Source organism: Edaphobacter sp., from assembly GCF_035532915.1.
GTDB lineage: Bacteria > Acidobacteriota > Terriglobia > Terriglobales > Acidobacteriaceae > Edaphobacter.
In genome coordinates this window covers 1-13714 of sequence record NZ_DATKQC010000431.1, presented here as the reverse complement: position 1 = coordinate 13714, position 13714 = coordinate 1, and the positions used below count along the sequence as shown (strand labels likewise).

Annotated in this window: 9 protein-coding genes; 3 read left to right on the top strand and 6 right to left on the bottom strand. The window is 57.3% G+C overall.

Going from position 1 to position 13714, the window contains the following annotated elements; all coding sequences use genetic code 11:
* On the top strand, window positions 1-953 hold a 953-nt coding region (locus VMU57_RS20215; protein ID WP_414648699.1), incomplete at its 5' end, for a Mu transposase domain-containing protein.
* Window positions 950-1705, top strand: a complete 756-nt coding sequence (gene istB, locus VMU57_RS20210; RefSeq protein ID WP_325386732.1) for an IS21-like element helper ATPase IstB — start codon at window positions 950-952, stop codon at window positions 1703-1705. The genes VMU57_RS20215 and istB, both read left to right, overlap by 4 nt.
* A 149-nt stretch (window positions 1706-1854) precedes the next feature.
* Here istB and VMU57_RS20205 read toward each other — a convergent pair whose 3' ends face one another.
* The 6 genes from VMU57_RS20205 to VMU57_RS20180 form a co-directional block, all read right to left on the bottom strand.
* Complete coding sequence (locus VMU57_RS20205) at window positions 1855-2094, bottom strand: hypothetical protein (protein ID WP_325386730.1); 240 nt, start codon at window positions 2092-2094, stop codon at window positions 1855-1857.
* A complete protein-coding gene (locus tag VMU57_RS20200) occupies window positions 2091-3371 on the bottom strand; it encodes a restriction endonuclease subunit S (RefSeq protein WP_325386728.1) in 1281 nt (426 codons plus the stop codon). Before VMU57_RS20200 ends, VMU57_RS20205 begins: the two co-directional genes overlap by 4 nt.
* Window positions 3368-5536 carry a class I SAM-dependent DNA methyltransferase gene (locus tag VMU57_RS20195; RefSeq protein WP_325386726.1) on the bottom strand — a complete coding sequence of 723 codons (2169 nt, stop codon included), beginning with the start codon at window positions 5534-5536 and terminating at the stop codon, window positions 3368-3370. The genes VMU57_RS20200 and VMU57_RS20195 overlap by 4 nt, the downstream gene beginning before the upstream one ends.
* A 203-nt stretch (window positions 5537-5739) precedes the next feature.
* The gene (locus VMU57_RS20190) at window positions 5740-8889 is read right to left on the bottom strand and encodes an SIR2 family protein (RefSeq protein WP_325386724.1); all 3150 of its coding nucleotides are present in this window, start codon (window positions 8887-8889) and stop codon (window positions 5740-5742) included.
* A complete protein-coding gene (locus VMU57_RS20185; protein ID WP_325386722.1) occupies window positions 8889-11495 on the bottom strand; it encodes a DEAD/DEAH box helicase in 2607 nt (868 codons plus the stop codon). The genes VMU57_RS20190 and VMU57_RS20185 overlap by 1 nt, the downstream gene beginning before the upstream one ends.
* A gap of 368 nt (window positions 11496-11863) precedes the next feature.
* On the bottom strand, window positions 11864-12070 hold the full coding sequence (locus tag VMU57_RS20180; protein WP_325386720.1) for a DUF2188 domain-containing protein: 207 nt from the start codon (window positions 12068-12070) through the stop codon (window positions 11864-11866).
* Between the two features lie 636 nt (window positions 12071-12706).
* Here VMU57_RS20180 and VMU57_RS20175 point away from each other — a divergent pair.
* Window positions 12707-13513 carry a site-specific integrase gene (locus VMU57_RS20175; protein ID WP_325386718.1) on the top strand — a complete coding sequence of 269 codons (807 nt, stop codon included), beginning with the start codon at window positions 12707-12709 and terminating at the stop codon, window positions 13511-13513.
* The last annotated feature ends 201 nt before the right edge of the window (window positions 13514-13714 follow it).

Here is a 13714-nt window from a genome sequence, read left to right as displayed (position 1 = left end):
AAAACTACGATAACCTGACCAGCGCGGTGAAGAAGATCCTGCGCGGCTATGAGCGGGAGATGACGGCCCGCTTCATCGCTTTTCGCTCGCACTGGCAGTATGAGGCCAGCTTCTGCACTCCCGGCGAAGGCCACGAAAAGGGCGGAGTAGAAGGCGAAGTGGGCTACTTCCGCCGCAACCACTGGGTTCCAGTTCCGGCTGCCAGAGATCTTGCCGATCTGAACGCGAAGCTGTTTGCGGACTGCCGCCAGGATGAGAACCGCATGTTGGCGGCCCGCACGCAGAGCGTCGGCACGTTGCTGCTGATCGAGAAGGAGCATCTGTTACCGCTACCCGCGGAAGATTTCGATCTGGCGGAGGTGAGCTTCCCGCGTGTCGATCAGGCAGGCTGCGCGAAGGTGCGCACGAACTTCTACTCCGTACCGCTGAAGCCGGGAACTGTTGTCGAAGCTCGTGTTTACTCCAGCGTGGTTGAGTTCCGGCAGGATGGCATCCGCGTCGCTCAGCATGAGCGCAGTTATGATCGCGCGCGGCAGATCCTCGATCTCGAACACTATCTCGACGTGCTGGAGCGGAAGCCCGGCGCGTTGCGGGGATCGAAGCCGTTGGCTCTGTGGCGAGCCCAGGGGCGATGGCCAGAGAGCTACGACCGGCTCTGGGAGTTGATGACTGGCAGGCACGGACGCCAGGCAGGCGCACGCTCCATGGTGGCGGTGATCCGCATGGGCGGTGAGTTCGGCCACGCCAAGCTCGAAGCCACTGTCGCCGAAGCGCTCGAACTGGGCTGCACGGATGTGGCCGCGATCCGTCATCTGTTGATGTCGGATCAACTGCAGCATACCGCCCAGCAGACGATCGAGATCGGCGTGCTCGCGGCATACGAACGGCCCTTGCCGACGATGATCGAGTACAACCAGTTGCTCACCGCCGGGATCAACGAGGTGCAGGCATGAGCATGGAACAGGCAAGCATCGCCCAGCACTGCAAGTCGTTACGTCTGGCCTCGATCGCAGGACAGTTCGCATCCCTGGCCGAGGAAGCGAGCAGACAGAACCACTCCCATCTTCACTATCTGGAAGCTCTGCTCCAGGGCGAAGTCGAGGATCGCGAGCGGCGCTCGATCGAGCTGCGCCTCAAGGACGCGCATCTGCCGCGCATGAAGACGCTGGAGGAGTTCGACTTCGCGCAGTCGCCGCACATCCCGGCCTCGCGCATCCGCGCCCTGGCTGAAGGCGGCTATCTCGAACGTGCTGAACCAGTCCTTCTTGTCGGTGAGCCCGGCACCGGGAAGACCCATCTGGCAACTGGACTGGCCATCGCCGCCTGCCGGCAGCGCAAGCGCGTTCGCTTCACCACCGCGGCGGCGCTCGTCAACCAACTGGTCGAAGCCCAGCGCGACCAGAGCCTCACTCGCATGTTGAGGCGGTGGGCCAGTGTAGAACTGATCGTCATCGACGAGCTGGGCTACGTCCCTCTCGCCGAAGTCGCGGCCGAACTGCTCTTCCAGGTCGTCGCCGAACGCGCCGAAAAAGCCGCCGTGATCGTGACCACCAACCTGCCGTTCTCCGAGTGGCCGCAGGTCTTCACTAACGCCAGGCTCTGCAAGGCTGTCCTCGACCGGCTCACCGACCAGGCTCACATCATCGAGACCGGCGCCGAGTCATACCGGTTCCGCAGAACCCTGGGAAAGAAGCGAAAAATGTAACCCCTGGATGGGGCGCCGTTCGGTTCTGCTTCCGCTTCGCCCTACGGGCTGCGCTCCAGCAGAACCGAACACTACCCCCCGAAACCCAACGTTCCAAGGGTGGGCCAGATTAAACCGCCGAAGTGGGCCAGACCAAGTTGCCAAAAGCACTATTGCTTCCCATTGTCGTCAAGGAAGTGAAAGAGGGGTTCCTTGTGACCATCCAGTTTAAGAGCGAAGGCCTTTCCGTTGAAGGAAAGCGTTACTTTTCGGGTCGATTTCTTGGTACCGCCTTCCCGAAAGTACTTTTCGGCCAGAGTAATGGAACCCGATGTACCGTCATCTACAACATAGACCTTGGCAACGTACGCTCGAAGATGGTCGAAATAGCTTGCCGCATCAAGGCTCATTGCAACCCCGCGATTTGCCCAGTGACAGCGGCGTTGACGAGGGCTGAGCGGTACTCGATCAGCGTATCGACGCTTTGCTGCACCTTGTCAGCCTGAATGTCGTGGGCAGCAATGGCGCGGTCGATGTATGCGGCGATGTCGACCTGCTCTGGAAAGGGCGGCAACGTTAAGATGACTTCCTTCGAAGTTTCGACGTTGAAATGCTGTTGGAGAGCCCCTTCCGCACCCATTGCGTATTGAGTTTGAGCGATATCGCTGTTCAAGAACCAACCAAGGTACTGCTCAGAAGCGCCAAGAGGACGCCGTATTATTACGAGGTCAATGCAGTTGGTGCCCTCTAATTCTTGCGGTATCACTGCTGTGGTCCCCGGCGCGCCTGTTCGGACTGCAACAAGATCACCAGTTTTCAGCATGGACTTGATGTTGAGCTTATGTCCTTCTGGCGTGATATTCCGGGTATCGGAAAAATCAAATCTCATCGCCTTGATGTTTAGACCACGCAGCGCCAGGATGCCCTCATCAGCATAGTAGGCAGCTGGGGTCACAACGATACCAACTGTCACACGCGGTGAGATGTACTTCAGGCGCTTCGCTTCCCAATGCGCCGGTATGTCGCCGAGCCAGTCTATGCCGCTGTCTTTCATGGAGACGGAAGGATTGAGACCCTTTGTGACGGCCTGGGTGATGATCGCCTGCCGCTTCTCTGCGAGCCGCTCCATCAGTGCTTGCTTCTGCGCAATCAGATTGTTGATCTGGTCTGATTTTCCATCCAAAAACGCAGCGATCCGTCTCTGGGTTTCGAGGAGAGGAAGCGGCAAAGGTTGATGTCCCACCGTCTCCCAATCTGCCCTAGGCATTTTGGAGCCGAAGGTTTCGGCATTGATCGTATCGACGAACGCTTTGGAGCTGACGACGTAAAACAAGTACCGCGGTATGACGCGATCGTCTCCGCGAAGGCAAAGCAACTCGCCCGAGCTGACGCCGGCGAATGACGCGTGATATACCTTCGCCAAGTAGGGGCGGAGTTTGTTAAAGAGAATGTCGTCGGGCTGGAATTTGCGGCTGTCGGCATCGGCGGGCTGAGGGTCAGGGTTTAGAAGCTTTCCGGTCCATGAGGAAATATCTTCGTTTGCGATGTAGGGGAGTTCCACAGCTTCTTCGTCGGTGGGCCGCTCGGTCAAGAGCCGCACATGCCATTTCAACCAATCGGTTTCCCAGCCAGCAGGTGGGTTACCGATCCAGGCAGGTAATTCGCCGCTGTGCTGAAAATAGCTCACACCAGCCCCTTAAGCAGTCCAGCGATCTCGCGTTCCAATGTCGTAATGTCCGTCTCGATGTCCGCCAGCGGACGCGGCGGCTTGTAAACGTAGAAATGCCGCGTGATCGGGATTTCGTAGCCCATCTTCGTCTTGGTGTAATCCACCCAGGCATCCGGCACGTGGGGCAGAACTTCCGCCGCCTTGTAGGCGTCGATAGCTGGACGCATAGCTTCTGCCAGCTCATCATTGGGCTGGTCTGGGCCGAAGCCCATCGGCAGAGGCAGAGCGGTGCCGGGAGGGAGCGGAATGTTCTCGGTATCGCGAAGCTCGCTATCAGGCTCCGGGTCCCCATCGGCGTTGCGGCAGATTTCTGCCTTCGGATCGCGCTCTCCCAGCGCAGCGAAAATGGCCTTCTTGATCGGCGTGGACAGCTTCAGCTTCACCCGTCCGGCGGCCGCATCCAGGTCCGCCGCGAACCGATCGCGATCCATATAGCAGCCCTTGTCCGAGAGAGTCTTAAGAAGCGCGCGAATGGCATCTTGTTGAGCACGCCCCTCTTTCTCTTCGGCGGCCATTGCCTTGGCGTCCTTGCGCTTCTTTGACACCGCAAGCCCAGCGAAAGCGGATTGATCGTCGAGCCGACCGATGCGCTCCTTGTTCGCTTCGAAATTCAGGCGCAGAGGCCGTTCGACGGTCACCTTGAGGAAACCGAACTCGCGATTCTCGAAGATGCGGCTGACGATACGCTTCTCGGACTTTCCGTCGATCTGCACCGTTTCACGCTCGCCATTCTTGAAGTTCCCGTAGATTTCAGTCAGCCGGGCAATATGAGGTTCACTCAACTCGTTGCGCTTGTTATTGAGACTCTTCTTCATCTTCTGGAAGAAGCGGGTGCCGTCGATCAACTGCACCTTGCCTCGCCTCTCCTTTGGCTTGCGGTTGGTGACGAGCCAAACGTAGGTGAAGATGCCGGTGTTGTAGAAAAGCTGGTCTGGCAGGGCGACGATCGTGTCGAGCCAGTCGTTCTCGATGATCCAACGCCGGATATTGGACGGCCCGGATCCTGCGTCCCCGCTGAACAGCGGGGAGCCATTGAAGATGATCGCAATCTTCGATCCCTCGCCTTTCCTCTCCGGCGGGTCCTTCATTTTCGAGATCATGTGCTGAAGGAAAAGCAGGGACCCATCGTTGATAGCCGGAAGTCCCGCACCGAATCGGCCAGAAAAGCCGAGCTCTTCGGCTTCCTTTTCGACCACCTTCTGTTGATCCTTCCACTCCACGCCAAATGGCGGATTGGCGAGCATGTAATGGAATTCCTTGCCGGGAAACCCATCGCGAGTCTTGCCGTCGCCGAGCGTGTCGCCGAGAACTATCTGGTCGGTTTCCTCATCCTTGATGAGCATGTCTGAGCAGCAGATCGCCCAGCTTTCGTCGTTGTACTCCTGTCCATATAGGCCGAGATTGGCCTTCCTGTTGCCGGCGCGGATCGTTTCCTCGGAGACTGATAACATGCCGCCCGTGCCGCAGGCAGGGTCGTAGATCTCACGGTACACGCCCGGCTTGTAGACGTCTTCCTCGCCCGTATACACGAGATGTGTCATGAGCCGGATCACCTCGCGCGGCGTGAAGTGATCGCCGGCCTCTTCGTTCGCCTGCTCGTTGAACTTCATGACCAGGTGTTCGAAGATGTAGCCCATCTCGATATTGCTGATCCGATCCGGGTGCAGGTCAATGCTGGCCATCGCCTGAACAATGACGTACAAGCGGTTGCTCGAATCCAGCTTCTCGATCTGGTCACCGAACTTGAACTTCTCGAATATGCGACGAGCCGTATCGGAAAAACCATTGATATAGGCGACGAGATTGGGGGCGATGTTCTCGCTGTCGCCCAGTAACTTCTGGAACGTGAAGGGGCTGATGTTGTAGAGGGCCTGCTTGCGGTCGAAATTGACGACTTTGGTGAGAAGACGCGGCAACGCCTTCTCAGGGGTGTGCGCAGCCTTTAGTCGCTTGTACTCCCTGAGGACCGCATCCTTGGTCGGCTCCAGCACGCAGTCGAGGCGGCGCAATACGACCATGGGCAGCATCACCAACCGATATTGCGGAGGACGGTATGGTCCGCGCAGCCGGTTGGCGATCTCCCAGATCTTATCTGTAATTTCCTTGTGGCGTTCGGTTAGCAAAGTGCCTCCATTGTAATCGCACAGGCAGCCTCCTCGGCTTTCTGGACACACATCTAGTTGTGGTGGACACTTCAAAGACGAATCAACGCCTAGCTGGTCAAACCGAACTCACATGACATGGCAAAATGTCCGGGAAATTGCGGAACCAGCCAAATATTGGCGAGACGATTCCGATTTGGCTCGATGTCGCTCCGAGAGGCAATTCAGATGAAGAGTCGGAAATCGTAAGACTTGGGCTGGAACGCCCCCAGCAGAGATCCGATCCGCGCAATCTCGTTGGACGACTGCACCGTGGCCGGCAGCTTGGTGTAGAGGTCGAAGGTATTCCAGTTCATCTTGGAGAGACCAATGATCTCTGTAGCAATATCCTTGATGTCAGACTGACCGCAATGCCTTCGGACCGTCAATGGAGCGGGAATTCGGCGTTTTCCTTGGTAGTATCTTCGGTTACCAACCGCGTTCGTTACACCGTGGACCCAAACAAGCGCACTGAAATCATCGACGCGCACGACCGTTCCGCGAGAGACCGGATAATTGTCTTCATGCAGCATTCCTCGGCTGTCCACGGAAGACGCCACGTAGCGCAGCGAGTCATCTATAACAATTTCGAGCATTTCAATTTCTGCAACGCCGCTCAAGCCTTCCTTGAGGCCGATTTGCTCATCTTTCGTGAACCGCGTTCGTTTGTGGATGACAACACGCTTCGGGATCGATGAACGAGACTCGAAGAACAGCTCCCTAATCTGCTCGCCGACGCGCCTGGCGTCATCGCGCGATAGGAAAGGATTTTTCCCGTAAAACACGGGGTTTTCTACCTGACTTAGCCGGTATTGTAAGCCTTCACCCCGCGAGCTGTAGATGTGGCTGCATCCCATGACCACTCTCTTGCCCTGCGCTTGAGCAGGATCGTAGCTCATGCCAATGCCGACATACGCACTATCTTTATCCAAATCGTCCAGCACCCATGGCGTTCGCAGCGCCTTCACATAGAAAGCCAGGGACAGCCACCACCAGACACGACATTGGAGCTGATCGGACAGGGTACTCTGTTCGAGGAACTGAGTGCCGATTCCCTTGTGCACGCTACTGGCTTTGACAAAGTCGTGAACGTCGAAGCGTTCGGATTCACTAGCAAAGCCCCGGTAAGAACTCCACCGCTCGGGAAAGAAGATAAACACGACGTTGGGAGAGTACGAGGCCTGAAGGGTCTCGATTGCTCGATTGATATTGCGTCCGACGTCTATCGTTTTGGAGCGATCATCAGCTCCATCAGGTTCGGGGCACACGAACCATCCGCGACTCCCTGGGTCCGCTACCGCGAGATCAACGCCAAACGCACTCCGGAACCCTGGATAGGCGGGTAAGTAATCCGCCTCCTGTGAGGTAGGCTCAATATGTCGGCCGAGATTAGACAAAAAGGCATGGGCGAGCTGGGTTTCTCCTTTTGGACACACGACGCCTAGCCTAATCTCCGAGCCAAACTCTTGGTTCGTGAGCGGGAAGTCGAATGGACGATTCCTTAGAATGCCGCGAACGGGATGGGCATCTTTAGCTATGCCCCTGCCCGCGCGGTTCGAAAAGACAAGCTCAGGCTCAGGGATCTGGAGGCCTTTTTGTTTGATCAACGGGCGAAATCTGGCTTCCAAGGCCGCCGTCTTCACGCCTTGCAAAGTCGCTACCTCAGCAAAGGACGGTGCGCGCCGAATGACGAAGCGGAAGGCTCCAGCATTTGCAGGATACTCATAAGTTCTCTGCGGCTTATCTCCTCCTAGCAGTTGGGTACGCCAGAGGTTTACGGCATCGTTAAACTCTTTGTTGTGTTGCCATCCGAGCACGCGCATCTTGATTGCATTCGCAGCCAATCGAGGCGCAGATTGCCCTGAAGCGTCCTCTACGCGGACTGATGGCTTGAAAAGGATAAAGAGCTTGTTTTCGATTGGCCGCAGCGAGAGGTGAACTGAGGGATAGGCAGAGTACACGGTGCCGTCGAGACGTTCCTGTCGGCCAGAATTGCGAAACCACAGCACAGCGCGGTCGCTTTGTGCTCCGGTAGCTTCGACCATACTGCGTGTGAGCGCTTCCAGCATCAAGGAGGCGATGGCTCCGTCTTCGATCCGAAGGCTCCCTTCGGGTAGCGGCGTGCGCCGAGGCCCGTCTTTGACGTTGTCGTCGAAGCATGCTCGGAGATCGTCCATCGTTCCAAGCGCAAAAATTTTACCTTTGAAGGGCACCGCCACCACGTTCCTGTTTGCCGTTTGCTCGCGCACCCAGCGCCAGGCGTGCTCCTTTGGCCATTGCTTTAGCTCGCATTCAAGAACTTCCGAGGGGCAGTCGATCTCGAACGCGTTGCTCTTGATAATCGTGCCGGGCTCTTTCAGGTCAATGCGAAACGGGGCACGGGGTGCATCTGAGCCTCCGCTGTTTTTAGCGATGAGCGCTGTCGCCGTGGCCTGTGCTGATCCTCCGAGGCAATGCAGAGCCAACCGAATCATCAGATCGTCGAATCCTTGTGCCACCACGAGGTACGCCGTGCGTCCCTGCGCTCTGGCACGCTCAATCAGGTCGGTCACCTGCTTGGCCACGGATGTCGAATCCTGGACGCACCAGTAAATGCTGCCTGAACCGCTTTGCTCAAGGCTTTCGGAAAGGGCGTCCATGATGGATTCGTCCCTGCCGCTATAACCGCAAACGATAGTCGGGGCGTCTCTAAGATCTTCAACGAGGCCTGCTTCAAGGCGCGACTCCTGATCCCTTATCTCTTCCGACGTGTTTTTGAGACGGTCGTACCTATAGTCCCCATGAAGAGAGACAATCGTCAGCTCGCCCGCTTTCGAGGGTCGGATGATACGGTGCGCCGAGTCGATTCCGATCTCAATAGGCGCGACGTTGCTATTGGCTAGCGCCCTGCTTGCGAGCTGATCGAAATTCGTCGTCCAGACAGATCGTACAAGTCCATGCTCCGCAAGCACACTGAGGAGCTGGTAACCGGTATGCGGCTTGGCCAACCGAACCTTCTGCTGAAAATACGCACGGCGGCTCTCAGGGATCGGGTAGCAAGCCTCTATATAGACCCCGTATTCATCTGGCGCACCCTGCGCCGGATAGAGTCCCTGCCGATCTAGCCAGCGCTGAATGCGCTCGCGAACACTCGCCAGAGATAGCTCCGAAAACTGAGTCTCCAGCCCGATGTTGTTTGTCAGGAAAATATCGCGCTTCCACTCCCAGATGCACATTTGGGCAGACGGCATGCCAGAAGTGATAGAAGCGCCTGCTCCGAGGAACAAGTTGTGGGGCATCTTACTGATGCCGACTGATCGGATGAATGCATCCAGAGACAGGAAGAGTTCGGCCACTACCCCTCCTCCCCGCCTGCGACTACCGTCATCGCGTCGGCAGCAGACTTCGACAGCATGCGCTCGATCTCAATAGGCGCGATCTTGGCCTGTTTGAACCTTGTCGCCGCAGTTGCACGCCATGCTAAGTGTCCAGGCCCCGGAAAGTCGCGCCGAATTTCACGGAGCACTTGAAGTGCCGTTTTCGCCCAGGTGCGAAAGTCCTCACGTGCCCAGTAACGGACTCGTCTCAATGAAGGAATGGCACCTTTATACGCCTTACTGCAGGGCGTGATGATGACCGGCACGATCTGTGCATTAGCAAGCTCCGGAAGATTCGCCTTGATCCAGTCTGGATGGGAAGCGGCTTGTCGCGCCTTCGTTGCAGAGAGCACTGTGTCAGCCTTTGCCCCAGCATGATCCTCACTGACGATACAAAACGAGTCATCGGCAATCCACCAGGGATCAGGAGCGGCGTCGTCCGACGAATTGCCTGCAGAAAAGCCAAGGAGTGTGCCTAGTCGCTTGTGCCCGTCTTCAAACAATGTTCCATTGTCGTCCTGCAGAATGGCATTGAGAATCGCTGCCTCTTCAGCGTCGAACTTGCGATCATGAATCGTGCCCATTCTTTCCAGTATCGCCTCCAGCCGCTCGATCATTGCGGTGAGGCGAGGGTCTTCACTGGCGTCGGAAGAAGATGCCGCTGCCGCATTTGTACGCAAGGCCACCAGCCAGCGCAGCACCGGTGCAGCGGCCTGGGCCTGTCGGAAGTAATCTTTGGCAGTGCTATCGTCAGGCAGCTGACCGGCCTGATGTGCAAGCCAGGCAGCCGACCCGGCCAAATAAAGCCAGAGCGCTCGGTATCCACGCAAATCCGTATGCGTCAGTTTTCCGATCACCGCGCGGCATTGTTCAAGCGCCGCGATGTAGTCGGCATTCCAGAGCGCGTACTGATAATCGAGTTCTCCCGCGACTGCGGCTGCAAGGTCTGGCGCTGCCGCAAGGGTGCGCTGGGTCAAGCCGCCGCGAAGTGCAATGATGGCCTTCTCGGCTTCGTCCCACTCGGCATCTTGCGCAAGAAAATGCCTCAGATTGTCGAGCATGCCTGCTTCGGTAGCAGCCTTGGACTGCTCCAACCCGAATTCCAGCTCGGCCTGGATCTCCGGATGGAAGAATTCTCGCCGCTCCTTCTTGAATAAATAGTTGTTCAGGTTCTCACCCAAGATGATCACTGCCGCGTAGTCGTTAGGCGACCTGGTGCATCGGCCAAAGCCTTGGACGAGCCTCGTCAGAATGCGATCATCTAGGAGAAGCTGTGCGGTAACCCGGAGCACAAAAAAGCGCTCCTGCAAGTTCGCGCCGCCCGGAAGCCCGTCGGCAAGCAGGAGTCTGCATTCATCATTGATGAGATCGATCCCGTCGTAACGGTTGGCGACGACAGCGACGGCTCCATTGCTCTGAACGAATGGTGTTTTTGATTCTTCGATCTGGGATGCATCGAAAACGGAATATCTCAAGGCGGAGCTGATTGTCGCCCGGACCTTATCCGCCGAACGGTCATCGGGAACAAGGTAGAGTGCTCGCCCGCCAAGCTTGACGGATTCGATGACAAACTGTTCGGTCTCGGGATCATCGAGCGAGCGCTTCGGAAACAGGAAAAAGCGCCTTCCAATTCCTTGTTTGTCCCAGCCTGCGGGTACAGGAATCTTGTGGATTGGCTGCCTGCCGGTGACGCGCTCAAGATCGCCTCCGGCCCCAAGGGTCGCAGACATGTAGAGACGCTGCGTAGCGGACGCGAAGGGAGCAAACGTGCTCGAAGGCGGGATGAGTGGACGAAAGAGGATGGTGCGCTGGGAGATGTAGAGATGGCATGCGTGCAGAGAGTCGCGCAATTGACTCCACGGATAGCGAAGCTTATTGCCCTGGGTATGCTCATCCAGAAGAGCCACGATCTCAGGCACGATGCTCTGGAAAACAGGCGTTGGAAGCTTTTCAACCCATTGCTGGTCCGCTGTGTCGGAGCTTGTCGCCATACGAGAGCGGTCAGATGCGGGCAGTAACGGGGTTATCACTCCAGCCAAGGCCGCAAACGCAGCCGCGTGCTGCGATCGTTCAATGAGTAGCGACCAGAACGAGGAAACGTAATTCTCCGCCGAGTGGGCATCATCGAGGATGATGAGATTCGGTTCATCGAAAAAGGGATTCGTATTGAAGAGGCTGTTGTAAGTCGTGATAGCAACCGCTTCGGCGTTCATCCATTCCGACGAAGCTTGTGCATCATAATTCGCTCTCGAACCGGTGAAGGCATGTACGTCGATGCCGTACTTTCCGGTCGCCTGCTGTGCGACTTGATTCACGAGCTGACGTGTGGGACAGAGATAGACCACGCGCTCGCCATACTTGCGCCTTCGCCACTCGGCAATGAGCAGCCCAACGAGAGTCTTCCCGCTGCCAGTGGGCAGCTGAAGAGCGATGTCTGAGTGCTTGGTGTGGACGGCGAGATAGCTGCGAAGAAGGTCAGCCTGGTGGGACAGGAGGCCGGGCACGCTTTTTTTACGCAAGTCCCTAAACAATGATTCTGGATCATCCGGGCTTACGGTACGCTTCTCGGGAATCTTAAATGCCATAAATCTCCGTTCTTACGGAAGTCCGTACCAGATGGAACGACCGCCGCCATGTCTTAGCAGCGGGCCCTTATCAACAAGCCGGTCGGGTCCGGTTCCTTGGAAGTTGGGGAGCGCACCGTCAAGGAGACGGGGATAGTTCGGCCATACTTTGGCGGGTGCAGGGGGATGCTGACCGGTCCTGCCTTTGATTGTCCTGGAGGTGAATTCCTCTGAGGTTATTCCCAGGACGGAAGCGGCTACCAGTTCCATTGCCACCAGCTGCTCATTTGCCACCACCCTGTCGGATATGACGTGCATTGGTTGGAGCAAGAGTGGATCAGCGCAAACCCGAATCCGTGAACGACCGAACGAAAGACGTTGATCCCAGCCTACTTCTTTTCAAATTGGTCTGGATGCCCAGCTTTCGTGTGTCGCACCCGCGCCACGTGCGGCTTCAAGTCCGGATTTAGCTCCAGCGCCTTCTCGATGGCCTTCTTTTGTGTCGGCAAAATCGCGCTTGCACGCTTTGCTCCTAGAGACTTGACGGAATATCCTTCCTCGACAGGCTCAACGTAATATTCTTTTCCAGTTCCCATCAGTTCACCCTCAATTAGGTTTTTCTGAATTTTACTCCTTCGATTTCAGAGCAATCCATTGAATTATGCGGGCACGGGAGCCAGGATCGGAATATCAAGTTTCAACCCACCGATCAGCCTTCATTTCCTGCTGTCTTGCAATACTTGCGCGTCTTGAGGCAGTTTCCGAGTGTTGCACAGACAACCTACGCGCTCGAATGACGATTCGGAGAAGCGTCATGAGACAGCCCAGTACAGAGTGCAATTTACGGAAATTCCAAAGGTAAGTTGACTTACCATCAGCCGACTGGGACGTTCGATTCGAAGTTTTTCTGAGGTCAAGCCGCCGAAATGTGCGAAACGGGTGACGAACCCTTGGCGGTGGCACTGACGCCAGTGGTCAGGCAGACTGCCACCTCCGTTCTGCCATTGCTCGAAAGTCCCCTGTGAAAAATCGATTCCGCTAAGGGAAGAGTCGTCCAGCATCTTCATTGGATCGATTCCCGTCCAACTGTCTCCCCAAATTCTGATTAGACCTCTCGACTACCACTGCCGCGTCTCGATCCGGGTCTCGGACGCTTATTGCTCTCAGTAGGCCGGACGACCCGCGCTTTCCTCTTCGCAACTCACTCCCCGCATTCAAACGGAGTTCATCCTATGCACCCCCCAACGCTTTCCTTAGCCGCACGCTCCCCCGACCTCGAAGACCTGATCGAAAAGGCGCGAGCCTACATTCACGCCGCCAAATCCCCCGCCACCCTGCGCGCCTACCGGACCGACTTCGAGGACTTCACCCGCTTCTGTGAAGTCCACAACCTGCCCTACCTGCCGGCAACTCCGACAACCGTCGCTCTTTACATCGCCGACCGCGCGGGATCGCTCCGCTCGGCCACTATCACCCGCCGGCTGACCTCGATCACCAAGGCTCACCAGGCGGCAGGGTTTGCAGAGTCGCCCTCGTCGAGCCATCACTTTGTTGTGAGCGAGACCCTCAAGGGCATCCGCCGCACGATCGGCACCGCCCAGGCAGGGAAGGCCCCGCTCCTGACCAGCGACATTCGCCGGATCGTTGCTTGCTGCCCCGAGACTCTCTCAGGCCTCCGCGACCGGGCTCTGGTCCTTGTCGGCTATGCCGGCGCCTTCCGCCGCTCGAAGACCGATCAGGAGGCAGCCGGACGCAAGGTCGGCATTCCCATTGGGAAGGAAGAGAAAACCTGCCCCGTTCAGGCCCTCCGCTGCTGGCTCGCCGCGTCGGGCATCAGCTCCGGCGCCGTCCTTCGCGGGGTCAACCGGGTTGGCAAGATCTCCCGTCGCGGGCTCCACAAGGACTGCGTCGGCTGGATCTTGAAGCGGGCCGCCAGCCGTGCCGGCTTGAAGCCGGAGCCTTTGGGCGGCCATTCGCTACGCGCGGGATGCGTCAGGCGCCGGCACGTCCCCTGGCGATCGGATAATTCGAATTTGTAGTTACCGCGTGCGCTCTAAGAGATGGTCGCCACGGTTTTCGCGGGAAGCGTCAGGATGGGAGACTTGAACGAAGCCGCTGCGGCGGCGGACGCTTACGCGTGTTCCTGAGCCGAGATTGATGGCTGCCGACTAGCTTTGGTGACAGAGAAGGAGGATTCTCTGTGACCCATCTACGTCAGCTCATGATTGAGGAGTTGCGGC

Coding starts and splice junctions, on each gene's coding strand:
- VMU57_RS20205 (WP_325386730.1), bottom strand. CDS start 2,094: ATGAGCCTTGATGCGGCAAGCTATTTCGACCATCTTCGAGCGTACGTT.
- istB (WP_325386732.1), top strand. CDS start 950: ATGAGCATGGAACAGGCAAGCATCGCCCAGCACTGCAAGTCGTTACGT.
- VMU57_RS20180 (WP_325386720.1), bottom strand. CDS start 12,070: ATGGGAACTGGAAAAGAATATTACGTTGAGCCTGTCGAGGAAGGATAT.
- VMU57_RS20175 (WP_325386718.1), top strand. CDS start 12,707: ATGCACCCCCCAACGCTTTCCTTAGCCGCACGCTCCCCCGACCTCGAA.
- VMU57_RS20185 (WP_325386722.1), bottom strand. CDS start 11,495: ATGGCATTTAAGATTCCCGAGAAGCGTACCGTAAGCCCGGATGATCCA.